23 protein-coding genes and 1 CRISPR repeat array are annotated in these 26,400 nt (G+C 40.4%); of the genes, 10 read left to right on the top strand and 13 right to left on the bottom strand.

Going from position 1 to position 26,400, the window contains the following annotated elements:
- Position 1: 1 nt before the first annotated feature.
- The 9 genes from RMY64_RS30435 to RMY64_RS30475 all read right to left on the bottom strand — a co-directional run bounded on the left by RMY64_RS30435 (position 2) and on the right by RMY64_RS30475 (position 4,066).
- A complete protein-coding gene (locus RMY64_RS30435) occupies positions 2-298 on the bottom strand; it encodes a VVA0879 family protein (protein ID WP_322701956.1) in 297 nt (98 codons plus the stop codon).
- A 1-nt stretch (position 299) separates the two neighbouring features.
- Positions 300-503, bottom strand: coding sequence for a hypothetical protein (locus RMY64_RS30440; protein WP_322701957.1), 204 nt, complete (start codon positions 501-503; stop codon positions 300-302).
- Positions 504-603: 100 nt separating this feature from the next.
- Positions 604-948: a hypothetical protein gene (locus RMY64_RS30445; protein WP_322701958.1), complete on the bottom strand. Its 345-nt coding sequence runs from the start codon at positions 946-948 to the stop codon at positions 604-606.
- Between the two features lie 2 nt (positions 949-950).
- Positions 951-1,316, bottom strand: a complete 366-nt coding sequence (locus RMY64_RS30450) for a hypothetical protein (RefSeq protein ID WP_322701959.1) — start codon at positions 1,314-1,316, stop codon at positions 951-953.
- A gap of 9 nt (positions 1,317-1,325) precedes the next feature.
- A complete protein-coding gene (locus tag RMY64_RS30455) occupies positions 1,326-2,129 on the bottom strand; it encodes a BRO family protein (protein WP_322701960.1) in 804 nt (267 codons plus the stop codon).
- A 21-nt stretch (positions 2,130-2,150) separates the two neighbouring features.
- Entirely contained in the window at positions 2,151-2,609 is a 459-nt protein-coding gene (locus RMY64_RS30460; protein ID WP_322701961.1) for a DUF1392 domain-containing protein, read from the bottom strand.
- A gap of 24 nt (positions 2,610-2,633) precedes the next feature.
- Positions 2,634-2,837, bottom strand: a complete 204-nt coding sequence (locus RMY64_RS30465; protein ID WP_322701962.1) for a hypothetical protein — start codon at positions 2,835-2,837, stop codon at positions 2,634-2,636.
- Complete coding sequence (locus RMY64_RS30470; protein WP_322701963.1) at positions 2,830-3,156, bottom strand: hypothetical protein; 327 nt, start codon at positions 3,154-3,156, stop codon at positions 2,830-2,832. The genes RMY64_RS30465 and RMY64_RS30470 overlap by 8 nt, the downstream gene beginning before the upstream one ends.
- 100 nt (positions 3,157-3,256) lie before the next feature.
- A complete protein-coding gene (locus tag RMY64_RS30475; protein WP_322701964.1) occupies positions 3,257-4,066 on the bottom strand; it encodes a hypothetical protein in 810 nt (269 codons plus the stop codon).
- 148 nt (positions 4,067-4,214) lie between these two features.
- On the opposite strand from RMY64_RS30475, the gene RMY64_RS30480 reads away from it, so the two are divergent.
- The 8 genes from RMY64_RS30480 to RMY64_RS30515 all read left to right on the top strand — a co-directional run bounded on the left by RMY64_RS30480 (position 4,215) and on the right by RMY64_RS30515 (position 16,412).
- Positions 4,215-4,460 (top strand): helix-turn-helix domain-containing protein, encoded by a 246-nt coding sequence (locus RMY64_RS30480; protein WP_199345100.1) that lies wholly within the window; start codon positions 4,215-4,217, stop codon positions 4,458-4,460.
- 151 nt (positions 4,461-4,611) lie between these two features.
- Entirely contained in the window at positions 4,612-5,550 is a 939-nt protein-coding gene (locus tag RMY64_RS30485; protein ID WP_322701965.1) for a hypothetical protein, read from the top strand.
- Positions 5,551-6,010: 460 nt separating this feature from the next.
- Positions 6,011-6,487: a CRISPR direct-repeat array (repeat unit 39 nt; unit sequence GTTTCCATTGACCAAATCCCCTCACGGGGACTGAAACTT).
- A 134-nt stretch (positions 6,488-6,621) separates the two neighbouring features.
- Positions 6,622-9,027 carry an exonuclease domain-containing protein gene (locus tag RMY64_RS30490; RefSeq protein WP_322701966.1) on the top strand — a complete coding sequence of 802 codons (2,406 nt, stop codon included), beginning with the start codon at positions 6,622-6,624 and terminating at the stop codon, positions 9,025-9,027.
- A gap of 30 nt (positions 9,028-9,057) precedes the next feature.
- On the top strand, positions 9,058-11,373 hold the full coding sequence (locus RMY64_RS30495) for a GmrSD restriction endonuclease domain-containing protein (RefSeq protein ID WP_322701967.1): 2,316 nt from the start codon (positions 9,058-9,060) through the stop codon (positions 11,371-11,373).
- Positions 11,374-11,423: 50 nt separating this feature from the next.
- Entirely contained in the window at positions 11,424-12,860 is a 1,437-nt protein-coding gene (locus RMY64_RS30500; protein ID WP_322701968.1) for a transglutaminase domain-containing protein, read from the top strand.
- A gap of 83 nt (positions 12,861-12,943) precedes the next feature.
- Positions 12,944-13,696, top strand: a complete 753-nt coding sequence (locus tag RMY64_RS30505; RefSeq protein WP_322701969.1) for a CPBP family intramembrane glutamic endopeptidase — start codon at positions 12,944-12,946, stop codon at positions 13,694-13,696.
- 169 nt (positions 13,697-13,865) lie between these two features.
- Positions 13,866-15,461 carry a DUF4419 domain-containing protein gene (locus RMY64_RS30510; RefSeq protein WP_322701970.1) on the top strand — a complete coding sequence of 532 codons (1,596 nt, stop codon included), beginning with the start codon at positions 13,866-13,868 and terminating at the stop codon, positions 15,459-15,461.
- A 387-nt stretch (positions 15,462-15,848) separates the two neighbouring features.
- The gene (locus RMY64_RS30515) at positions 15,849-16,412 is read left to right on the top strand and encodes a type IV pilin-like G/H family protein (RefSeq protein ID WP_322701971.1); all 564 of its coding nucleotides are present in this window, start codon (positions 15,849-15,851) and stop codon (positions 16,410-16,412) included.
- Between the two features lie 187 nt (positions 16,413-16,599).
- On the opposite strand, the gene RMY64_RS30520 is transcribed toward RMY64_RS30515, so the two are convergent.
- From RMY64_RS30520 to RMY64_RS30530, 3 genes are all read right to left on the bottom strand, one after another.
- The gene (locus tag RMY64_RS30520) at positions 16,600-21,543 is read right to left on the bottom strand and encodes a DUF4347 domain-containing protein (RefSeq protein ID WP_322701972.1); all 4,944 of its coding nucleotides are present in this window, start codon (positions 21,541-21,543) and stop codon (positions 16,600-16,602) included.
- A 412-nt stretch (positions 21,544-21,955) separates the two neighbouring features.
- Positions 21,956-22,078, bottom strand: coding sequence for a hypothetical protein (locus tag RMY64_RS30525; protein ID WP_322701973.1), 123 nt, complete (start codon positions 22,076-22,078; stop codon positions 21,956-21,958).
- Positions 22,079-22,227: 149 nt separating this feature from the next.
- On the bottom strand, positions 22,228-22,752 hold the full coding sequence (locus tag RMY64_RS30530; RefSeq protein WP_322701974.1) for an isochorismatase family cysteine hydrolase: 525 nt from the start codon (positions 22,750-22,752) through the stop codon (positions 22,228-22,230).
- 340 nt (positions 22,753-23,092) lie between these two features.
- On the opposite strand from RMY64_RS30530, the gene RMY64_RS30535 reads away from it, so the two are divergent.
- On the top strand, positions 23,093-24,109 hold the full coding sequence (locus RMY64_RS30535) for a GHMP kinase (RefSeq protein WP_322701975.1): 1,017 nt from the start codon (positions 23,093-23,095) through the stop codon (positions 24,107-24,109).
- Positions 24,110-24,167: 58 nt separating this feature from the next.
- Here RMY64_RS30535 and RMY64_RS30540 read toward each other — a convergent pair whose 3' ends face one another.
- Complete coding sequence (locus RMY64_RS30540) at positions 24,168-24,335, bottom strand: hypothetical protein (protein ID WP_322701976.1); 168 nt, start codon at positions 24,333-24,335, stop codon at positions 24,168-24,170.
- Positions 24,336-24,612: 277 nt separating this feature from the next.
- Between RMY64_RS30540 and RMY64_RS30545 the strand changes: the two genes are divergently transcribed.
- On the top strand, positions 24,613-26,073 hold the full coding sequence (locus RMY64_RS30545; RefSeq protein WP_322701977.1) for an ISLre2 family transposase: 1,461 nt from the start codon (positions 24,613-24,615) through the stop codon (positions 26,071-26,073).
- Positions 26,074-26,400 lie beyond the last annotated feature (327 nt).

The raw sequence follows: 26,400 nt of genomic DNA on the forward strand, positions 1-26,400 counted from the left end.
CTCAAACCCCAAATTCAAAAACTTTAATTCCATCAACATCAACGGGATTAAGGTTAATTAATCCGCCGCCAGCGTAATTACAAGGAATCTTGCGCTTATCCTTATCATCGAAAGCATCTTTACAAACTGGCATCCATCGTCCTACACAAGAAAATCCTGCGGCAGAAGATGGAGCGCCAGCTTTTTTGTAATCTTGGGTAGAAGCAATGTGACCGCAACATGGACACTTAAATTTCCATTGCATCTTGTCTTGTCCAAATAGTGTTTGTCCAAGAATCAGCCACTCTTGTTTATTCATTTTATTCATCCTTTTCATATTGAGATAAAATCAATTTCAATTCTTTAATAGCAGCTAGAGCCATTGCAACAGCAACTTTACTTTTAGGGTGGTTTTTCTCTGATTGCATTCGATAAGATTCAGGTACTATATATCCTTGAATTGCCAAGAATCTTTTCGCTAATCTCTCAATAAGTGCATCGCTTTCAAACAATCCAATTTCCATACTTTTTTTATGAGATGTGTGAAATAATCGCTGATTTCCAACTAATTTGATTGACTATCTCTATTTCTTGGGCAATTACGTAGGCTTTGAGTTTGAGAACTTATTCATCACTTTTCACCTCTGCGATACCTGCTTCTAATGCTTCTTCTGGGGTGGTATAACTGCCACTTAGATATGGGTCTTCCGAAAACTCTTCAAAGCTACAAACTCCACCACCGTAGGTTAGAGAAAAAGAATAACGTTCTGGGTCAGTACGACAGTACCAAACTGTCACATTATGTTTACCCTTCATTGCTCCTCGGCTCATGTAAACGCTAGTTTCAAGAATCGGTCTTTTCGGTTGTTTATCTTCCCAAGAGTGATGACAGCAATCGCAATAAACTACTAAATCATCAAGAGCTTTTCTATAAATTTCTTTACTTTTGCACTTGGGGCAGTTATTCATAGTTACGTAACCTCAAAGTCTTTTATAAATTGAGGTGCAATTGCTTTTTGCAGGTTAATCATAACGACCAATCTTTCTATGTCAGCTACATTCACGCCATCCCCAAAAACTGTTTGTCTGCCTGAGTAAGTTCCATGTAGCATGAAGTATGAAAGGTATCGTCTGCCTCGTTGATTTCCCAAGTTGTCAACAGCATCGCTAATTAAATCGACTGCACACAGATCCAAGATTGTTTTGTACTGCCAATTTACTAAAGACTCAACACCTAACCATTCGGCAACAGTAGCCGAGAGGAAGTAGCCATAACCTTGATAAAACCTGTAGGCAAGGCTAATCTCTTTACCAATTTCATCAATCTGTTCTTCCACTGTTTCACCTCAGTTGCGTTCATTAAACAATTGTGTAATGCTTGGCAACCACCGTAGCTGAAAGACAGTCTGATTTGAACCTTTGGCGATCGCTGCTACCATCCGCCCCCATTGCTTACCTAAGTCAGTCGGACGATATGGGATTTTCTTGTCATCAGTTCTGTATTGCAAGCCAGCATGAACCAACCAGTTATTCACTGCCACCGCACTCATTCCAACTTGATCGCCAATATCTGTAGGCTTGAGGTATGCGTCATCACTGACGTTGGTAATTGCGATGGCTGACTTGAGTTCATCAGCTGCTGGTTTAAGTGCAGGATTAACTCTGGTGGCGGCGTTAACAGCTAACTGGGCGGTGAGGGATTTTTCTAACCCAGCGAATTCACCCACCAACAGAGCTAACTGTGCAGCTTCATGAGCTACGGTTGATTTTGCTTGGTAGTAAGAACGGGTTTCTGCTTCGTAGGTTTTGACAGCAAAATAACTTTGGGCTGCTGCTATCTCCGGTTTTCTAGGGTCGCCGTTCATCGCTACCAAATAACAAGCATAACGGGAAAGGCGATAGTCACTGGGTACATCCCTAGTATAAAGCCCAGCGTCGGTAAAGTGATTTTGTACTGATACTCCGGTGTTTTGACAACCAATTTTGGCGCGGTCAATGGCATCTACAAAACGTTCCCACTTTTTGTAGCCGAGTAATGCCATTAACTCTCTAGCTAGCCAGTATTCATTGCCATTATCGTCTAGGTGACGAATTGTGTTGAACGGGCTACTGTTATGATTGGTTTGGTGACTTATCAAGTTAGATATCATAATTGTCTGCTTTAAAATTACTTAGGCATTCACACGCACCAAACTTTTCTCACCAACTAGCGAGAAGCGATTAAGTATGGTTGGTGTTTCAGCCAATGTTGGCGATACCAATTCGACAAGGTAAAACCAAAACTTATCCACAAGTACAACTCCTAAAATCAGCCGTTGTTTTGTGTCATCCCCATAAGAACAAAGGATTATTCTCTGACCTAAAACGAAAGCAGGTTTTTGTACCGTGAGAGCTTCTAATTGACCAGTCCCAATGATTTGATGTTCTGTAGCGTGGGCAATTTCATCACCACAAATGATTGTATAAAGCCAACATTCATATTTCCACTGGACACCAGAACAGTAACCAAATGTTCTCGTAGTTTTCAGGTAAACTCTCTCCAGTAAATTTACCTCAACGGGCGGAATTGTTTGACCCCAAGGCGGGGAGATATACCAACTGGTTTTAAGTGCGTTAACGTAGTCAATCATGCTTTTTCCTCTGGGATTAATAACCTAAAAATCCTCGGTAATCTCCAACAAAAAACCGCGTCCCGTATTCTGTACTTGCACCAGTTCTTTATCCAGCAGAGTTTGAATGACTGAATCCGAGAATTGGAATTGCAAACGATGCAATGGAACACAACCACCGCAAAGCCGAATCGAACGCAGTAAATGATTGGCTCTGCGGTCAAAACTGGGGTCAACCGTTTTAGGCATTTGTGAAACCTCCGGTTAATACGGCTAACTGTTGTTGCAGAATAGAAATTTGCTGTTCATAAAACTCAATCTCTGCGGTAATTTCTGAGAATAATTCTTCTGGTGTGAGCGGTTGGATTTGATCCTCTTTCAAGTACGATATTTCATCAGAATTCTTATTAGGCATCAGCGCATAACGCCAGCCAGCATCAAATTGTTCAGCTAACTCTGTACCAGAAGGATAGTAATAAAGTCCCAGGATGATGCCCTGTTGTGTACGCTGTTCCAAGTTAAAGCGAGGGTAGCCCCAGTGTTGGGGAATGGATATTGTGGGTTGCATTGATTTAATGGGGATTGGTGAATAAATAATTAGGCAAAGGGTAAAGGGAAAGGAATGAAGAAATTTACCTTTTACCCTTTTCCCAGGCGAAGCCTACTCCTTACGCTGTGACTAACTCCGTTCTCTCCAGCAGCCGTTGCAATTTATCGCCAGTTAGCTGTTCTAACGGCTGATCTAAAAAATATTCCTCAAAAATAGATTTGCCATCAGTAGACACGTCCACCCTCGACAATGAGCGCACAGCATCAAATACCGAGTTAGAATACTGCTGCTGGGTTGAATAACGCCTCTTCACCCACCAGTTCCTGTCAGTGCATCCGACTTGCCCCAGTTTCACGCCCTTGTTGTTGTAAATGCCATCATCGAGAATTTCAAAACCGTACTTCTGGCACTCGTTGAAGATATGCGCCACGATTAGGTTTTCGGAGGTGCATAGGGTTTTTGTTTGGGCGGGTTCGTTGAGTGTAGTGTCCTGGTGATGCCAAGTAATGAAGCGATAGCATCTTGCATAAGTATTAGCGCGGAATTTTTCTACACCTTCTACCACTACTACCCAAGGTTGAGTTAGGTCATCATCATGGGTAATGCTGGCTATGAGTTGATTACCAGCGTAATATTCGTGATGGTCAAACGAGATTTCGACTATTGTGAGGGGTTCAGGAGCTATGGCTTGGGCTTGGTCAGCGATGTAGTTGTCGAGTTCGGCTTGAGCAAGGGCTTGGTTGTCGGGAGCAGCAGGGGCGAGTTTCTGAACCTTGCTTGCCTGATAGTTAACAATGGCGGAAATCCAGGCATCCTTACAGCGTTTATCGCTTACTTCGGCTGTGCAAGCGATTTCGCTGTAGATTTGCTTGAGTCGGGCAATCGATTTCAGTTGCAGCTGTTGATGGCTGTAGATAATGTAAGTCATAATAAATCAGTTCCTAACGGGACGGAAAGCGCTTCGATTACCAGTCTGGGGCGCTTTCTTTATACCTAATAGTGTAATCTGTTAATTAACAAGTTGTCAACTGTTTAGTTGACAATTAACATATACTTTTAGAATTGGAATTATGACTATGACTGTGAAAGTAAGACGGATTATTAAGCTAGAAGTTGATGTTCCTGGATTGGGCGATCGCATTAAACAAGCCAGAGAAGCTAGGGGGCGGCCAGTTACACAGATGGCCAAAGAAGTTGGAATATCCCGTAACTATTGGTATCAGTTAGAGGCGGAAGCTGTATTAGGTGGTGTAGCAGAAGAAACTCTTCGGAAAATTGAAGAGGTGCTGGGTGTAGATTTAGGGGTACAGTTTGATGATTGACCTTCATACTATTAATTCTCTTGCTTTCCCCTCTGTCTTATTAGAGAAGCGATACCTGGGTTGGGCTACGTCTACACATTTATCTTTTACATCCGAAATTTACATTGCAGTTGACTCTGAGAAAATCTCATTGAACTAGAAAGGTGGAATCATGCCTAAACCACCTTCTAGACCCAACAAAGCCACCTCTGCCGCATCTACCGATTCAGCTTCAGCAACTAACTCTGCAAACGAGGATATCTCCCAGCAAGTAGATCCAAGTTCAGCAACAATTACGGTTAGTGCTGTTGAAGTTCCAGAGTTGACGGAGGAGGAGCAAAGCGATCGCCTACATTTAGAGCGCCGTGTGGAAAGAGCGTTTTTTGAGGCAGGGAAAGCGCTGGCGGAATTACGTGATCGCAGATTATATCGCTCCACTCACAAGACGTTTGAGGAATACTGCCGCGATCGCTTTGGTCACAGCCGCCGCCAATCTTATCTTTTAATGGATGCGGCGGTTGTTTTCGATAATTTGATGGAAAAATGTGATCCATTGGATCACATTTTGCCAACTAACGAACGTCAAGTCAGACCGATGACAAAGCTTGAACCTCAACAACAGCAGGAAGTGTGGGTAAAAGCAGTGGAGCAGGCAGGGGGTAAAGTGCCACCAGCTAGAATCGTTAAAGATGTGGTGCAGCGCATAATAGAACGCACCCAAGTGCCCAACACTTACCAGCTAGGCGAAGTCTGCCAAATCCTTGCAAAGGAAAACCCCGAACTCAGGGGTAAGGGTGGGTGCTGGGGGATAGTCAACTATGTGGGTGAATTTAGCTGCACCGTTAAAACCTGGGATGGAGAGTATACAGTTGGGTTGCACTACCTGAAGTCTTTCAGCTACTTGCCTACGGAATGTCAGCAGATGCAGGTGATTTGCGATCGCATCAGTCGAGTGTATTCTGATTCGCTGGAGGAGACAGTCAAAAGTCTGTTGCAGTTATTGGGTAAGCTGAATCGTCCTTATTTAACGGCTGTCGAAGAGAAATTGTTGAGTTTGATTGAGCAAGAATACGGGCTTATAGATCAATCTCCGCAAACTCATAGACAATAATAAATACACATCTTATGATCATGGAATCAGTTTGATATTTGGCAAGTCGAAGCGGGGTCAAAAAACCTGGGGATCTGCCAAAATCGCCAGAACCTTGACAAGTAAATAATTACAGGGTTTCAATAATTCGGGAAATTGCAAATAATTTGCAATAAGGCAGGCTGAAAATGACCTTTTTTTTCGATCTGCCAAAAGCATTCCTAGGAAGCCTGCTCTATAACAGTTTCAGTCCGAGCAGTTTCCAAAACCTATTACCCCGCAAGGGGACTGAAACTCCCCATCATTTAGACTTTATCCTAAGCCACAGCAGGAAATTAGGTTTCCAAAACCTATTACCCCGCAAGGGGACTGAAACTTATCGCCTTAATATTGGCATATTTTTTTCTTGTTTCCAAAACCTATTACCCCGCAAGGGGACTGAAACGCGGCAGATCGATGATAATATCCAATTCGCTAACCAGTTTCCATTGACCAAATCCCCTCACGGGGACTGAAACTTTAGGGCTGTTTCACCAAAGTTGGCATCTAATTTCGTTTCCATTGACCAAATCCCCTCACGGGGACTGAAACTTTGAGGGTGGCAGAGACAATATTACCCTTGAATACGGTTTCCATTGACCAAATCCCCTCACGGGGACTGAAACTTGCCATCATCATCATTGTCTGGTGCTACGCTCAATGTTTCCATTGACCAAATCCCCTCACGGGGACTGAAACTTCTGGATAATTTTTCGATTCATAATATCTTGTTTGTGTTTCCATTGACCAAATCCCCTCACGGGGACTGAAACATTACAAAATTTCCATAACTACTAAACTCAAAGAGTTTCCATTGACCAAATCCCCTCACGGGGACTGAAACATGATGTAAAAGCACTCACTAAATTAGCACAAAAAAGTTTCCATTGACCAAATCCCCTCACGGGGACTGAAACAACGTATTGACGCTGTAGAAGCGGGTCTAGTTATCTACTGATATTTTCCGATCTTACTTATTCAAGTGATACAAATTATACCCCTTTTTAAATACCTGTGTTAATTTTGCTATAGCTTACTCGCAGTCAGGGTTATATGGACTTTGTAGTTTTAGACACTGAGGGGAAACCGGAATTAAGTGAATTGGCGATAGTGGATAGTCAAGGACGGTTGATCTATGAAGGGTTTTCTAGTGATTATCCCAATCACAACAAGAATCTGCCTAACCTTAAAAGTCTCAAAACTCTGCTCACAGAGTTTCTGAGCCTTGTCCAAGGGAAGAAGATAGTCTGCCATTATGCAAAGCATGATATTGAGATACTTCAGTCCAGTTTTCGCCGAGTTGGTCTTTTTTGCCCCAAACTAGAATACGAATGTACTTGGGAAAAAGCAAAAAGTGTTTGGCCAGAGCTAGAAAGCCATTCCCTAGAACACCTGAGTAAGCATTTTAATTTGCAGGTGAACAATCGCTACTTTGTTCGAGATATGGCTCATGCTGCTCGGTATGATGCCCAGTTTACTTATCAGCTTTATCGTCAGATGATGATCGAGCAATTAAAACAAAAGCCCAATCCATTTAGTGCTAGTCGGGTTGATACTCCGTTTCAGACTCACCCTGATTATTTTGCTACTTACCGCCAAGAATATCTTACTCTTGAGTCAATTTTGGCTGACATCAAACTAGATTCCAACCGCCAGAGTAAAGGAGTCGTAGTTATTGGAGAGCCGGGGACTGGTAAAACCCACTTGATGATGAGACTAGCCAATGAGCGACTAGCCAATAATCGACTGTTATTTATCCGTCAACCGAACCATCCCAAAGCAGTACTGCATCACATTTACAGCCGCATTTTGGAGTCCCTGGTACAGTCGGTTGGTTCTGCTACTCAATTGGACTACCTGATTATCAATAGCTTTTATAAAATTCTCGGTTTCCGAGTTACATCTCAGAAAGACCAAGAAATTATTAAAGCTCTACAAGATAAAAATTTAGATGCGCTTGGAGCAGAAGGAACTGGGCGCAGACGAGATTACTGGCAACACATTGAAAAACGAATCAACGAGTGGTGGGCGGGTCATTATTCTTCTGGGGGTTTTGCTCTTGCTATTCTCAAGGGAATTGTTAAGTATTGTAGTTATACTGACCCACGACGCAAAGACATTACTACCCGTTGGTTAGCTGCTAACATCTTATCTAAAGAAGAGGCAGAATTAGTTGGTTTGCCAAATTGGGGAGAAGACCTCAGCCAAGAAGCCTTTTCTTTGGAAGCAATTTCAGTTTTGGCTAAACTATCTATCTTGGATGAACCCTTAATTATCGTCTTCGATCAGCTAGAAGGATTGGGGCTTTCACATAATCGAGAAATCTTACTGAATTTTGGGGAAGCTATCAAGGAAATTTTTACTCACGTTCCTAACAGTTTAATAATTCTCAATATGTTTCCCGATCGATGGGAACAGTTTCAAGCTAGCTTTGACAACTCAATTATTGGTCGAGTCTCGCAGTACCAGATTTATCTACGTCAGCCAGATGAAACAGAACTTGAAGCGATTCTGCGGGTAAAGCTTCAGGCGCTTGATATTCCTCTAGAAATATTATTTAGCTCTGAAGATTTGGAAGATATTCTTGGACAAAAGCCAATTAGAGGGGTATTAAACCGAGCAGCAGACTATTATAACTACAGGGTTCGTCAAATTCCTCTAGCATCTGTCAAAGAAAACCTGCATAAGCTTGATAGTAAAGAACAGCTAGAGCAACAGCTAAGAATTGTACAGCAACAACAGCAAAAACTAACCGAAGCATTTCTAGATCTGGTTCAAGCCATACAGGAACCAGGGTCGTCAGTTGATTTAACAAAATTGCGTCAGCAGTTTCTTCCTGAACCTCCTAAGCTTCAACTACATACCTCAGATAACATTATTGAGTATTTAACTCGAAAGAAGGCTGAACTTGAGCAGCAGTATAGTAACCTTCCGATCATTTCTGATTATGATGACATGGGTAAACTAAAAACTATTGCTGAAGCTTTTAACCAGATAAAGCCAATTAGACTAACTCAATATCGTTTGGGAAAGCGAGTTTTACCAGAACATCTTGTGGTTGAGACTGGTAATAAAAATTATGTAATGGGGTTTCTGCAAGTTGACCCAAGTACTTCGTCTTTTACTAGCCGAATCACTAATTTCAATGAGCTAGTAAGCCTGCATCCTCATGACCGTTTTGGTTTATTTCGAGATGAGCGATTAACTGAAGTCAAGGGTAAAGTAGGAAGAGAGAGAATAACTCAACTGAATAATTCCCTGAATGGAAAGTTTAAGCCGTTCGCCAAGGACGATAGAATTGCTTTGGACTTGACCTATCAGACAATTATTGACATTCAAAATAGGGATTTGGATGTTGATTTGGAATCAGTTTTAAAAGTATTTATCACTTATAAAGAATGGCATCACTGGCTGTTTAGTATGTTTGAACTGGGTAAATCTTTTGCAAAAGCAGCATAAGTATTATAAGTTGTTTAGAAAAAATAAATTATGAATATTACAACTATCCTTGACCAAATCGATCTCGGCAGCATTGCACTCCCAGAGTTCCAACGTGGTTACGTATGGAATCGTGACCAAGTACGTGGGTTAATGAATTCGCTTTATCGCAAACATCCTATTGGTAGTTTATTAGTATGGGAAACCAAAACGGAACAAGCTATTGACTATGCTCGTGGTGATAGTAAACTTTCCGCAGGTACGGTTAAACTTCTGCTTGACGGTCAACAGCGCATCACTTCTTACTACGGTATAGTACGCGGTAAACCACCACAGTTTTTTGACGGTAACGCCGAAGCTTTTACAGGTTTGTATTTCCACTTGGAAGAAGAAATATTTGAATTTTACGCTCCTGTCAAAATGAAGGATAACCCATTATGGGTAAATGTGACTGAACTAATGCAACAAGGAGTAGGAGTTTTTATTGGAAATTTATTAAAAATTCCAGAATTGTCCTCTCATCTGACTACTTATATCAATCGCTTGAACAAACTTGACGGGATTAAAAATATTAATCTGCATATTGAAGAAGTCAGTGGTGAAGATAAAACAGTTGATGTAGTTGTGGAAATTTTTAACACTGTCAACAGTGGAGGAACCAAGCTATCTAAAGGTGATTTAGCACTAGCAAAAATTTGCGCTCAATGGCCTGATGCTCGCAACGAACTCAAAGCACGCCTGACAAAATGGAAAAAAGCAGGGTTTGAGTTTCGTTTGGAGTGGTTACTGAGGTGTATAAACGCAGTTATTACCGGAGAAGCAATGTTTTCCGCGCTCAAAGATGTTAAAACTACGACATTTAAAGACGGGCTATACAAGGCAGAAAAAGCTATTGATACTTTGCTTAACTTGATTTCTGGACGGTTGGGACTAGATCACAATCGTGTACTTGGAGGTATTTATGCATTCCCTGTGATGGTACGTTATCTTGTTGATCGTGGTGGGCATCTAAGCAATTACAAAGAGCGCGACAAGTTATTGTACTGGTATGTACATACTTTATTGTGGGGAAGGTATGCGGGTTCAACCGAAAGCGTTTTAACTCAAGATTTGCATATATTAAAGTCTGAAGATAACCCGCTAGATCAACTCATCACCAACTTACGACAAAATCGCGGGGACTTGGAGATCAAAGCTGTTGACTTTCAAGGCTGGGGTATGGGGGCAAGATTTTACCCGTTACTTTATATGCTTACTCGCGTGCATCAAGCACAAGATTGGGATAGCGGCATTGAACTATCCAAAAATCTTTTAGGTAAGCATAACTGCTTACAAGTTCACCATATTTTCCCTAAGTCGCTGCTTTACAAAGGCAGATATCCGAAATCGGAAGTTAACGCGATCGCTAACCTGACATTTCTAACCCAAGAAACCAACCTTAAAGTCTCAAACCGACACCCTTCGGAGTATTTCGAGGCATTCGAGCAAACCCAACCGGGTGCGATCGCAACGCACTGGATACCAATGGAACGTAGTTTGTGGCAAATTGAAAACTACCGTGATTTCTTAACCGCACGCCGTGAACTTTTAGCTCAAGCTGCTAATAAATTTTTGAATAGCTTACTCGCTGGGGATATTCCAGAACCAAAAGCGACAGATTCTGTTTTAGAAGAACAAGCGGAAAGCTCTACTGCGGTTGTACCACTGGCTGAAGAACGAGTTTTGGAAGAATGTAATGTATGGGTGCAGGAGCAGGGATTACCGATTGGTGAATGGATGTACGAAATTGCTGATTCGACAGGAACAGTGAGTACAGTACTTGATTTAGCATGGCCCAATGGTTTGCAATCCGGGAAAAGTCAACCAGTTGCCCTGATAATTGATGCAGATCAAGAAATAGAAGAGGCTGCAAATCGTCTTGGTTATCGCTATTTTACAGACATAGATAGGTTCAAAAGCTATGTTATCCAAGAGGTCTTAGCTGTTGATTTTCCGACAGTAGACGATTACAAGCAAGCCTTTATAGCTATCAGCAGCCAACTGACGGATAGCCATAAACTTATGCTCAAAGCTCACTATCATTCACCCGCACAAATTATCACTGCAACTGAGTTAGCAAAGGCGGCTGGATATGAGCATTTTGGCGGTGCAAATCTCCAATACGCCAGAATTGCAGAACTGATTGCAAATTACTTAAATTATTCGCCACGTCAACATGACAATAGTGGTAAACCGTTCTGGTCACTAATGTTAGCTTCTGGGTACTGGAAAACCTTAGAAAACCCTGAAATTACTAGTCAACGAGAATGGCATTGGCAATTACGGGAGCAGGTTAGTCAAGCTTTAGAAGATTTAAGTTGGGTATAAGCCAGGTATAAATCTTTCTAATTTAGTTACTCTCTGGAACGTAAATCTATATGGCTATTCTCTTCCAACTTATCGGTAGATTAATCAAGTGGACTGCGATCGCTATTATCTACCTCACACCCGTTCTAGGTGTTTGGTTAGCATCTTCCCTAGCTGCTTACAATAACCGTTCTACTTCTTTAGCCGTACTAGCAGGGGTATTTCTCTTTCCCATCTTACCTATGCTCTGGGAACTACAGGCACAAAGCAAGGGCAGTCGGAGCAAAGAGCGCATTTTGACTTGGGGCGATCGCTTGACGCTCAGAACCCTTGTAATCAACTTTGTGGCGATCGCTGCTTTATTAGTATGGCAACCGCGTTTGAGTTTTGTAGCTCTGTCAACGCGAGGCGACTGGATGCTGGGTAATTTACAAGGACAACCTGCACAGTTAATTCGACAGAATTTATTCAAGCTGGCAAATGGTTTGGAAGGAATGTATCTCAGCTTCAATACCAATCCTTTTGAACGTTACGATGACGGCAGTAGCAAAGTCCAACCACAACCCCAAACTAATCGAGATCCTTTTGAAAATTTAAAACACCAAGATGCTGCCAAACCACAGCCGGCTAATAATACCAATGGTTGGGCGTGGCAAGGTATGGGAATACATCCCGCAGTTGCCAATATGCCCAGCAGTGTAGAGACAAGCATCGCATCAGTTGCTCAGTATATTGTTAGTAAGGAATCAGATCCGGTACAGCGAATAAAAGCTCTCCATGATTACGTTGCAGATCGAATTGCATACGATGCTGAATCTTATTTTGCAGGGCAATATCCACCACAAGATGCCGAAACTGTATTTAGAACTCGTAAGTCTGTGTGTGCCGGCTATGCAAAATTATTAGAAGCATTGGGTAAAGCGGCTGGAGAAGAAATCATTTATGTCGTAGGAGATGCACGGACTCAAACCAGCGACCTTAGCGGTCAAGGTCATGCGTGGAATGCAGCAAAAGTAAAAGGACAATGGTATTTAATTGATGCTACCTGGGATAGCGGTTATGTTGATCGCTCGTCAGGTTTTACAAAAAACTACCGTACTGAATACTTAATGCCGCCACCAGAAGTTATGGTGATCAGCCATTTTCCAAAAGATCCTGCTTGGCAGCTGTTATCAAATCCATTACCGCTTGGTGAGTTTTTGCGCCAGCCGATGATGAAACCAAAGTTTTTTGCTGATGGCTTGCAACTTGTCAGCCCTGTGCGATCGCAGACGAATGTAGGTGATGAGGCAAAATTAGTTTTGGCAAATCCGAAGAATGTTTGGTTATTAGCCAGCTATAACTCAAAAGGTGGAGGCAACTCCCAATCCTGTGGTCGCGCGGTACAAGGCGATCAAGTTACGTGTAAACTTCCTGCCTCCGGTTCCTATGAAATGCGGTTATTTACCTCTACTGAAAGTCAGGGTGAATTCAATTATGTGGGGCAATTAGAGTTTAACAAGTCGTGAGAAGAAATTTTAAACATTAAAAATTAAGCTAAAAAATACATGAGCAATACTGAGTTTCATCCTTAACCCCATAAAAGATAATCGTGAAAACTGAATTACCTCCATTAAGTAATTGTGTTCTATTCTTTGTAGCTGTCATAAGTATGGTGTATTTATATAACAGCATAGCTCAAAGACAATTAATTAAAAAGCAACGAAAGGCAGAAAGACCTAAATCTAGTTTTGGCTTTTTGATATTATGGAATCAAATTTCGTTAATTTCCTTTTTTTTCATAACTTATATTCTAGGATGGGATGCACCATCAGTTGGTTTAAAATTTGAAATATTACCAGTATTTTCCTTAATAATTGAATTAATTTGCTATTGTACATTTGTGCTAATTGTAAATAAGATTTTAAAGCTTTTGAGAGTCAACCAAATTGTAGAAGATGATGCTTATCTCGTTTCTGTAAGGCTCATACCACGGCAAAAGCTTCAGAGGATTTTATTTTTGATTGCTGTATGTATATTAAATCCAATGACAGAAGAGTTGATATTTCGGGGAGTACTAGTACATCAATTAGGCATATATATAAATAATTATTACTTGACAATTATTCTGGGTTTATTTGTAACTCTTGGAAATCATATCTATCAAGGAAGACTACATATTATTACGCATATTATTTTTTATATTTTTACTGTAACATTGCTTTATTCAGATGTAGGACTTATTGGGTCTATAGGTTTTCACTTAGCAGGAGATATTTACCCGTTCATGTGGCTTAAATATCAGGTTAATAACTATAAGCAACGAAGAAGGGAGGAACGCAGAGCTAAATATGTTTCCAATTAGAATATTAGAAACTCTCTTTATACATAGAAATGATCTAATATTGGGAATGGGAACGCTCAACTTTTAATAAAGGTATTGATTCATATAACATTTTTCTAAAAAATGGCATAATTTCTTTTCTAGATTTGCAAAATATTAAGTAGAACTAAAATATAACCATAACTAGCTCATGGCAGTACTTGCACCTATTTTGGAACAAACTGTAGGAAAGATTCGCTTTTGTGTTGATGATGTAAAAAACGCTCAGAAACCTTTACCTACTGAAAACGCCAAATTTCAGTTAGAGAAGCATTTCCAAGAACAAGTGCTGGCATTCAGCCATAATGATACGTTTGAGGTAATTCAAGACAAAGGTATTCATTCGCTGGCATTTGCTGTTCATGCTGCTTTTAGTGAACATCGCCCGTTATTATTAACACCTGACATCATTTGGATAACGTTAGCTCAAGGATTTGCTCAACATATCAACAATAATGCAGAAACTTTGCGTTCGCGTTTTGTTCGTCACCAAGGCAAGCAAGAACTGGTAGTTAAGGCTTTACAAATCCCCCAACAAACCCAGCACTGGAGTGAGGCAGTTCAAAACTGGGCATTGCTTATCCGCGACCATGTAGGGTCTGACCTGTATCGATTGATAGAGTGTAACTTCAGTACTACAACACCCATCACTCGCACAGCCAGTCATGTCGTGATGATGAATACCTTCCAAAAGTATTTTGACTACGTAATGTCTTGCATTTGCGGTATTCCTGAGATTACACTGCTGGGTACTGTAGAAGATTGGCAAAGTATTTGCACTCGCATCCAAATCATGGCTGAGTATGACTTGGATTGGTGGACAGATCGCTTAATGCCAATTTGCCGAGAATTTGTAGAAACAGCTTCAGGTAGACCATCGCTCTTGTTTTGGCGCAGCATCTACAAGCCTAAAGCTGTTTATGGCGGTGAACTAATTACTGGCTGGTTGAGTGATTTATTTCCTTATATTAAACATTCAGTAACTAAAGCTCCCTCGGTAAGAAATCCCGTTTTGGAAATAGATCGCTGTTCCTTGCCTAACGGGTCATCATCCTCCGAACAAACATTCAGCCACGAAACTCTCGGTATTAGTGCTGATAGCTTGCCTTTAGGAATCTCTCAAGCTCCATTTCGTCTTCAAATGGTAGGTGAGAAAGAATATTCTTTAGAACTAATCGCTGGTTTCATTGGCGTTCGTCAAGATTCTCAATCGCAAACTTTACAACCTGAGATTGGTTGGGCAGTGCGCGAATGTAACAATGATTTTGCACAGTTACTCGACGAAGTTCAACAGCAGCACCTGACACAACCGCCGATTAACTGGTCTGACTTTCGCAGCTATGGTGAGGGAGTTGGCAAAGAACATATCGAAATGCTAGAGCGATTCGATGGTGCGACACTTTACCCTAATAGTGATCATTTTTGGCAAATTCCTCAATATAATTTTCATAAAATTTACGAAATTTCTCAACCAAAATCTTTTACCTGTTATGCAACTCATCTGATGGATCTTGAAGATGGTCGTTGTATTGCTTACTTCTTTAATGCTGACAAGCGCGAATGTTGCATACTTTTGGGTCAGCCGATTTTAGAGAGCAATCAGCTTTCAGATCCTGTAATTATTGCTAATAGCATTCCAGAACTTTTTAAGCGCATATTTCAAGCTCAGGGGCAGTACTACTTTGACGATGCTAACTTTGAGGTTGTCCAATTTAAATATGAATTACTGCTTTGGCCGGAAGACTAGAGATACTAAAAGATAAGCTGCTGCACCTTTAATTTACATTTTATGTAAATTAGACAATTATTATATTTACTGCCATGCCAGCTAAAGGTTTTCTCATTCCTCTTTTGTCACTTTCGGCAGAAAATAATCTGTAACCCTTGCCCAGATAGAATTTTACTTATAGAGCTTTGTTTGGAATTTTATATTAGTTTGCGATCGCTAATCTTCCTATTAAATCTAGGTTTCATCGTTTAGCTTCAATTTTTATTTTCTGAAAGTGACAAAAGAGAGATTAGATATATCTCTGTTCAATCATGCTGATGAAGATAACAAAATTTTATCGTTTTGCCTAAAACAGTTTAACTCAGTATGAATACTATCCCAATGAAGGGTAGAATGCGGCTATTTATGAAATATGCACTATTAGTTTTAAAGTTGTATATGTCTGATGTAAATAAGCCAAGTAACCATAGCAACAATATCTTTAAAAAAATCTTGTTAATTATTGGAACTGGAGGATTATTACTTGGGATTCCGATTATGTTTATTCGAGTTCCACCAAGCTGTGGCTGTGGTGATAGCAGTAAAGCTACAGTTGGAAGATTTATTAATGCACAACAAGCATATTTCTCGGAGAAATCAGCTTTCGCTCAATCGTATAGGTTGTTAGAGCTTGGAGATGGAGATGCACCAACAGCTACAAGCCGCTATCGATATACCGTAGACATGAGTAAGGATAAGTCATTTATATATGCAACTCCGATAAAAGAATTCCCAACTGATGTATTTCAATTAGGACTGACCAAACAGGGCTTCAACAGCCTGATAGGTGCAGTTGCTTACGAGCAAAAAAATAAAACTACTGTTTCAATAATGTGTCGCTCCGAAAAACAGACTTTAGCTTACCCTCCCCGACCTATTTTTAAACAAGGTAATTTTAGCTGCCCTATCGGTTTTGAAAGTATCAAATAAAATAGTATGCAAACATTTAATGACGTTTTTAGGAGGATTTATCGGAGTCATAATTATGCTCCTATCATTATGCAACGCCAATGCAGAGTATATATGATACTAAAAAAGCAAGGGAGATGGGGATTTGGAAGAACAAGTAAAATAAAAACTGACTTCTAACCCCCCACCTCAGCACTGCTAAGTTGCGTTAACCGTTATAGGAAATAAAGTCACTCTCGCCTATCAAGCTAGGATTGGTGTCGCTTATAAAGGCTATTAACTCATTTGTGAAGGTAACAATAATAGAAGTACTATTGCCACTTGCAGAAGAGATTGTCAAAGCCCCAAAAGTCAAACCATCAGATAAACCTAGTCTATCAATCCCGTCTTCAAAGTTATAGATGGTATCAATACCATTGCCTGGAGCAAGAACAAAGATATCTGCACCGCCTTGTCCGTAGAGGTGGTCATTACCAGCACCACCATTAAGTAAGTCATCTCCATTACCACCGCTAAGATAATCAATGCCAGCACTACCGATGAGGCGATCGTTTCCATCTTCTCCATAAAGGTAATCATTGTTGCTTCCACTGATAAGGGTGTCATTACCAGCACGACCGTAGAGATTGACGCTACCTAGACTAAAGGCTGAAGCATCCAAGATATTGTTACTAGTACCACTACTCAGCGTTGCCCGTTCGATGTTGCTGAGAATGTCATTACCTAATCCAGCAAGTTGAGTGTTTGTTAAGATAAAGTTGACATCAGCTGATTCGCTTAACCCATCAATACCGTCGCCACCATCTAAGACATCATCACCGACACCACCGGAAAGGGCATCATTACCAATTCCACCATCAAGAGTATCATTATTATTACCCCCGTCTACATAGTCATTACCAGCATTACTGATGAGGTAATCATTACCATCCTTCCCTAAAAGATAATCGTTGCCAGCACCACCATTGATCGTATCATTACCAGTGCCCCCAGAAAGATTGGCGCTACCTAGACTAAATGCTGAAGCATCTAAGGTATTGTCACTAATACCACCAGTTAGTATTACTTGTTCAATGTTGCTGAAAACGTCGTTACCTAAGCCTAAAAGTTGACTGTTAGTTAACGTAAAGTTCACATCAGCGGATTCAATGAGAGAATCATAGCCATCGCCACCATCAAAGATATCATCACCTGCTCCGCCATACAGATAATCATTACCAAGGCCACCGATGAGGCGATCGCTTCCATCCTGACCGTAGAGATAATCATTGCCATCACCAGCGTCGAGTATATCATTACCTGCATCACCATAGAGAAAGTCATTGCCAGCACCACCATAAATGGTATCTCTGCCTGCTTGTCCATAAAGGCGATCGCTGCCATCGTAACCGTAGATGATATCATCAGCTAGGGTTCCTGTTAGTTGTTCATCTGAAGATGTACCATATATGGTATTTTCAGTGACATCATTCAGGTTGATCGTAACGGTTTGGATGCTGCTGGTGTTAATGCCGTCGCTAACAGTAACTTGTAATTGAAAGTTGGGGTTAGTTTCAAAGTCGATTTCGTCGCTATCGTTGACGGTAATTTGTCCGGTGGTGGAGTTAATCTTAAAAGCAGCTTGACCATCGGCATCGCTATCGAAGTTACCATCAATAATTGTCCAGTTTGAGAATGTGCTACCATCCACATCGGTAGCAATAACAGTACCAACCACCGTACCAGTGGCAACACTTTCATTGACGCTAAAGCTTTGACCTGGGGTAATTACAGCCGTATCATTGACCGCATTCACGTTAATAGTTTTAGTAACGCCGGTACTGATACCACCGTCGCCATCAGTCAGAACAAAGCTGACAGTCCGAGGAGTTGTTACAGGATTTTCTGAGACATTGCTGTAACTAATGCTGCGTAACAATGCTTCAACAGCAACAGGTGTGGCTTTAGAAGTAAAGTTAATTACCAAGTTTTGAGTGCCAATACCACCACTGTAAGTGGCGATGAAACTGCCATCATACAGAATTTCTGTACCATTGACTACTATCTTATTTGTGGCACTGTTTTGAATTTCAAGACGGTCATCGCCAGTACCATTAGCACTGAAGTTAACAGTCAGCTTACCTGTATCGAAGTTCTGCGAATCAGGGTCAGTGATAGTTGCAATAGAATCGATAATAATCGCAGGAGCATTTTCTGTGTAAGTAGGATTAGTTCCTGGTAAGTTGATGGTAGGAGATTGATTTTGAGAATTACCCAGGTAGCTAACTAGAGCAAAATTACCTTTGGACTCTCCCACTAAAAAGATTCTGCCATTAGAACCCAGCACAACATCGTCGGCCATATCAAGGCCGTTACTAATGGGGGTGATAACTTTACCAGCATTGCCAAAAGTGTTATCTAAGCTACCATCGCTGTTGTAGCGCACGACAGCAAAATCTGTAAAATCTATATTACTACCATTAAAAGCATACCCACTAGCGACAATTTTACCGTCCGGCTGAATAACAATCTTTTTAATGGTACTGGTGCTGGAACCTAAATCGGTAATTACTTGACCGTTATTACCAAAGCTAGTATCTATGCTGCCATTGCTGTTGTAGCGTACTAAGGCAAATTCATAATTAGCTTGTCCTGCTACGACAATTTTGCCATCAGACTGAATCGCTAGACTATAGCTTTGACTATAGCTACTAGTACCGACTGCGGTAGTTACTTTACCGTTGCTACCAAAGGTGGTGTCTAAGCTGCCATCAAGATTGTATCGTACCAGGGCAAAGACATTACTACCGTTGCTTGCTGTATATCCAGTTACTACAATCTTATTATCTGATTGAATAGCCAGACTATTAATTTCTTCAGAACCACTACCGATCGCAGTGATGGCTTTGCCACTATTACCAAAAGTATTATCTAGGCTACCATCAATGTTGTAGCGTATCAAAGCAAAATCAAAATTAGTACCATTGTAGGTAGAACCTGCAACTACAATCTTGCCATTTGACTGAATGCCCAAACTATAGCCTTCATCAGTGCCAGTGTTGATGGAAGTAATTACCTTACCGTCAATACCAAAACTGCTGTCTACTGTACCATTGGCATTGTAGCGGGCAACAAAAAAGTCATTGTTGTTATTGCCTGTGTAAGCAGAACCAGAAATTACTATTTTACCGTCTGGCAGAATGGCAACACTAGCTTCTTTGTTGTTGTAGCGGATGATGTTTGTAATCAGTTTACCGCCACTACCGAAGCTAGTATCTAAGGTGCCATCAACGTTATAGCGTGTAAGGGCAAACTTAGTTCCATAGTCATTAATGTTACTGCTAAAGGTATAGCCTAATACTACAATTTTACCATCTGCTTGAATGGCGGCGCTTTTAGCTTCATCGTCATCGCTACCCAAATCGGTGATTACTTTACCACCAATACCAAATGTAGGGTCGAGATCGCCAGCATTTAGTACCAGCTTGACGGTGACTGTTTCATTATTACTAATCGCAATACCGTCGCTGACGTTGACTTGCAAATTGACACTGGGGCTTGTTTGAAGGGTGAGGTCGTCAATATCATTGATAACGATATTACCAGTATTAGAATTGATGGCGAAAGCTGCATTACCGTCGTTATCTAAGTCAAAATTTCCCCCTACAATTGACCAGTTAGAAAGAGTAGTTGAATCTACATCCGTTGCTGTCACAGTACCAATTACGGTTCCGTTAATAGAATTCTGAGCTACACCGAAGCTATAACCGCGTGTCATAATCGGAGCATCGTTAACAGAATTGACTGTAATTGCTGCTGTGTCGGTAGTGTTGCTAAAGGCAGTGGAATTACCTGTTAAAGTAATGTTAGCAATACCACCATTTACGCCACTAGTTTGATCCCAAGCACGGAAAGTAATAGCGTTGCTGATAGTACCATTATAATTAGCGCTAGACTGAAAGTATATACGGCTGTTAGCATCCGCAGCTAACAGGCGAGCGCTACTCTCGGAGACGGTACCCAACTGATACCAATTTGCTCCATTATTGATACTGTACCACCATGTACCGTAACTACTATTAGTACCAGTCAGAGCAATACCTGTAACCGCTCCAGTGTTGGGATCGGTGACGTTGCTACCCAGACTCACTAAAGAAGAGACTAAAGTACCCACTGTTCCCACAGGTGCTAAAGCATCTTCGTTAACTGCGTTGAGATTAACTAAGGTATCGATGAGAGTGGGGGCGGTGTTAGTGGAAGTACTGCTTCCGCTGAAGGCATAATTCAAAGCAATATTGCCCGTATAACTTTGATATCCATCTACGGAAATGTAATAAGTTGTGCCGGCTGTGACTGCAAAGCTAACTTTACTAGCAGTAGTTCCACCACTATCATCGTTAGACGTAACCAGACTTAAACTGTTGAGGGCACTGCCTTTATAAACATAAAGGTAAGTGTCAAAATTACTACCAAAAGTATCAAATACCACAGTCCCAGAAGCCGGGGCAGTCCAACTCCACCATACAGAGTTGGTGGTTCCTGATTGAATTGGCTCACCTGATTCACTTGTGGCTCCTACATTATTGCCTGTACTACTGCCTGAATTACCAGAAAGTACGATTCGGTTAGCAAAGTTGTCATTTGAGGAAGCTAAAACGAAGTTGTAAGTTTTTAATATTTCTGGTTTGAATACCTGAGCAGTTGTCACCTCACCTCGACTGATTTCCAATTTCCAGTCTCCGCCTAAAGCAGCATTACCCGTGAGGTTGGCAGATCCAGCAATGCTAGCTTTTGTCAAGTTGTGCAACTTCTCAATGAATTCTTCCCCAGCATCTCCCGCAGCAACGTTACAGCCGTAGAGTAACAAAGATGGAGAGATGGAGAGATGGCAAGATTGAGAGAACCAGGTTTGTAGTTTCTGGGTGTATAGTTGCAATGTGCTAAGGCTAAGTTGGGTGCTACCTAAGTAGAGGCAACCAGGAGAGCCATGAGAGACAATATGTACACTTTCAACTCCACGGTGCTGTGATAGGACTTCGGTAATTTGCTCTACCCCATCCCTGTTTTGATCGAGGATTACTGCCTCGGTTTTAGATACAATGGCATCTAATAATTTTTCGTAGCTATTTACTAAAGGATCTATGAAAATAATGCTTGTGGTTTTGAGGTTCATTATATTACATTTATAAGTTAACTTTGAGTTTTAATTGTTATAAAACCCTATTTTTAGAAAATGAGATATCGGGTTCTAGAAAATAAGAAATCATTATCCGGCAATCTAATTTAATGACTAAGCCAGATTTATTTATTTAAGACAAGAACACTTAATCAAAAAAATTACAGCCATGATATTAGTACTATTTTGCTGAGATTCAGTCTTAATTTCATCGATGTATTTCCTGAAATATTATCAAGATACTGTGAAGAGTCTTAAAGAGTACAGTAATCAGGGGTAGCGCATCTCAAACCCAATATTTTTATCTGCATCAAGAGCAAACAGGTGCCCCATCATAGACATATTCGCTTTTTAAAGGCAACCCCAAGTACTACCACTTCCATAGACGGCATCCGCGATTTTGAGCTCCTTAGTGAGATGCAGGACATGGCTGCTGGTGATGGGGTGCTGAGAAGGCAAATCTGGGGATGGAGGAAGTAGCGACACCGGACAGCCCGTCGTAGACATCGCTCTCAAAGCGTGGCGTGGACATAACCTAAACTATTGAACCTGTTGCAAGAATATCGATTACCTACAGCTAGAACCATCAGCACGCCCAAAAACACCAGAAGAATTGGGATGGCCAGCAGGATTTTTTGAACAAACTTACGGTAGTTGTCAAGACGATCCAATTGTGATTGATTATGACATCTTCTCAATCACCTCATCACTCATCTGAATTTGGTTTTTTCCGATATTACGTTTGAGCAAGAAAATACCTGCATCATGCGCTTGCTGACCACCAGCACTAAAGCAAGCATCCGCGATAATTACTGGTTCAATACCGCGCTCAAAAGTGTCAATTGCTGTCTTGAAAATACAGCTATCAGTTTCAACTCCACAAAGATATATTTTGCTGATTTGATTAATCAAAATAAAACTCGAAAAATTTTCCGTAAATGCAGAGTAATAAGGTTTATCAAAAATATTATGTATATATGGCTGAAGTTCATCAATAATACTCGTTTCTGGTTCATGTATCAAGCTTGACCAATGAATTAGCTTCACATAATTACTGTCAGCAGTATTGATAAATTTTGTGAATTCAACGAGTTTACCAGCCTCTAAAAAGCGCTCAATTAGTTTAATGACAGTAGGAATAATATGTCTGCATTTATCAGGCATAAAACCATTTTGCATATCTACTACAAGAAGTATTTCGCTCATTTGTGCCAGAATTTATTTAGATTAAGAGTTAAGACATTAAATAAAGCAATATTATAAAATATGACATCCGCGACTTTGGTGCTTCTTCCTTGGTGGCCCACAGAACGTGATTGCTGGTGATGGGGTAGTGAGTAAGGAAATCTGGGGATGGAGAAAGTGGCGATTGCTAGACGGAGCGTAGTCATCGCTTCCCATCGATTCTTTCTCTTATTGCCGAAAGCCCTGCTGATGTAGGCAATTGGAGTGATGAGTAACGTGTTGTTTATTCAAGTCAATCAGGATAATATACCTCGATTAAGAACAGGAAACTTCAAATGAGAATTTTTGTTCCAGGCCGTCTTTGTTTGGAGAACACACTGACTGGGCAGGAGAATATCGCAGTGTTAATCCTCTTCTCGAAAAGGGCTACACCTTAATTGTTGGTACTAATCAAGGAATTTATGCCAATGTCTTGCCTAATTCTACTGAATTAATTATTCGTGCTTCTCTCAATGATGGCAGGAGTTATGAACCGTTGAGATTACCTATGGAATCTAATACCTTGAAATGCATAGCGGCAAAGGGTGGTTTTTTTAGTTATGCTGCTGGTACAGCATATCAAATTCTGACTCACTATGATGTTGGCGGACTTGAGGTTGATAATTATCTAACCGACTTACCCATCCAAAAGGGATTATCTTCGAGTGCTGCCTTTTGCGTTCTGATTGCGAGGGCTTTTAATCGTCTGTATGGCTTGGAAATGACAATTCGTTCAGAAATGGAGTTTGCCTACAAAGGAGAAAGAACCACTCCTAGCCTTTGTGGTCGTATGGATCAGGCTTGTGCTTATGGAAATCGCCCAATATTGATGATATTTGATGGTGAAAAAATCGACCTACTCGAATTGAAAGTGAGTGAGGATTTGTTTTTTGTGATTGTCGATCTCGGCGGGAGCAAAAACACACAAAAAATACTAAGACGATTGAATCAGTGTTATCCTTTCGCTACTAATTCAATAGAGCAAAATGTCCAAAAATATTTTGGTTCTATTAGCTCTGAAATTACCCAGGCAGCAGTTGAAGCAATACAACTCGGAGATGCCCAACTTCTTGGAGCTTTAATGACAAAAGCCCAAGCGGAATTTGACCGATACGTAGTTCCGGCTTGTCCCGATCAATTAACTGCAAAAAATCTACATCTGCTTCTCGCTCATGAGCCACTTAAACCTTATATCTTTGGAGGAAAAGGCGTAGGTTCTCAGGGGGATGGCACTGCACAACTGATAGTTAAAAATCAAGAGAGTCAAAGAAAAACTATCGAAATTATTAAGCGTGATTTTCCTCAAATGCAAGCGTTACAGTTAACTATCGCAAGCTAACAACTCCCATGATTAAGCAAGTGATGCTCAGGGACGAAAGTTGAGTTTCTTTAATACCTCAATGAGTGGAGGATGACTCACCATTCTCCTCAATCATCTTCCAATTACGTATCTGAGGCTGAAGTTCAGCAATTTCAGTCTCAGTTACTGACGGCAAATCACCACTATAAAGAACACAAGTTTTTTGTAGTAAAGCTTCCACTGTTTTTGCTCCTTCACGAGTCACAATTTCAATTAAGTGTGCAGTAAGGCATCGTTTATTGTGAAACTGGGCTTAGTCATCTTCATCCAGGGAGCAATGCGATTTTGTGAGGTCGGCTAAAAAAGGTGCGATCGCTAATCACTCCTTACGTATAAGTTAAATATTTAATACAATAATAATAGTAATATTAACTAGAAGATAAAACCTGTACCAAAGACGAGGTTTCTGTAGATTGTTGCGACTAGAAAAAAGGTAAAATTTCCTTTCAGGAATAGTTTTGAAATAGGAAGTATCTACCTTTATGGAAAAAAACATATCTGCGAATCTAAATTTCGCCGATTCCTTATCAGATTTCCAAGAGGATGTTACAAAACTTTTAGATTTTAAAAATATTGAGGAATGGTCTGGAAGAATAGTTAAAGAAAGAGAAGAAAAAATTAGACAGGCTGCGTTAGTTTTAGCGGGTCAATGTATTGCCATCTTATTGAATAAGCTTTCTCAATCAGAGTCAGCTCATAAAACAGCAATTAATCAAACCAAAGGATGGTGGCATACCGATACACAAAGACACGGTTATACGAAGAGAGAAATATTAACTGTAGGTAATGTTGTAGTAACTCTCAAATTACCATACGTTGTTCAAACCAAAGAAAAAAAAGCGAAGAATAAATCTACTAATGTTGGATTCTGTCCCTTGTTAAAATGGTTAGGAATGTCAGAAGGCTTGACCCCATTAGTTTGGTCAGATATTGCAAAATATGGTGCCATAGCTAGTTCTTTTGAAGCTGCACATACAATTCTGGGCGATTGGGGAATTAATATTAGTCTTAAACGAATTGAACGATTGACATATAAATTTGGTCAAATCGGCATTGATTTACGTCAAACTAAAATATCTAACTTGCAACAAGGCAAATTACCTGATGGGAATATACTTAAAGACCAAAGAGTTGTAATTGCTGTAGATGGTGGTAGGAGTAGAATTAGGATTAATAAAAAAGGTAGAAAAAATCCCAAAACAAACAAGCATGGCTTTATAGGGGAATGGGTTGAGCCAAAGTTATTAACAATTTATGTAGTTGATGAACAGGGTAAAAAAGTTAAAAATGGCGAAATAAAGATTGTAAATGATGGCACTTATGAAGACTATAAAGGCTTTTTACCAATTTTAGAAATGCATCTGATTAGTTTGGGAATTAGTCAAGCAAAACAAGTTTTACTAATTGCTGACGGTGCTGAATGGATTTGGAAACATATTCCTCCTCTTTTAAAGAAATTGGAATCTCCCGATGCCACTTATCAATTATTGGATTTTTACCATGTTACTGAGCGACTACATAAATTTGCTGATGTCGCTTTTAGTGATGAGAAGGAGCGGAATAATTGGTTTAAAAAAGTACGGAGAACTTTAAAAAAAAGTAATGCCATGACCATAATTAGGCAGATGGATGAATTTATCTTTAAAGCCACGGGAGAGCGTTGTAAAACTATGGTCATACAGAGAAATTACCTTTTACGTGCCTATCGTGAAAGGCGTTTAAATTACGCTAAGATACTAGACCAAAAACTACCAATAGGTAGTGGGGCAATTGAGAGTTTAATCCGTCAAGTTGGCAACTTAAGAATCAAGGGTAATAGTAAATTTTGGTTGAAAGAAAATGCAGAAATTATCTTACATCTACGCTGTCAATGGATAGCTGAAAGTTGGGATAATTTTTGTAGTTCTATCTTTAATTCCTTTATTAAACCTCAAACTGCTTGATTAATTTTATACTTGAGTTGTCATCTTTAGCTATTGCTTGCTGTAATTGACACTAAGTATTAAAGACTTAGTATAGATATTTTGGGAAATAATCGTCAAATGACTTACTAGCAATCTTTTTGAGATATCTCATCAAGATGAATTCTCATGCAAAGCAATATTCTATTTGTAAATAAAATAACTCCGTACTTAAATATAATTTTTAGCGATGGCTACGCCCGCCGCAGGCATCGCACTTTTTTTGTCCGACCTCACAAAATCGCATTGCTCCCAATCTTGAACGACTTGGACAGCAGAAACTACAGCTACAAGGCTAATGACTGCAAC

This window comes from Nostoc sp. DedQUE08 (assembly GCF_034530895.1).
Lineage (GTDB): Bacteria > Cyanobacteriota > Cyanobacteriia > Cyanobacteriales > Nostocaceae > Nostoc.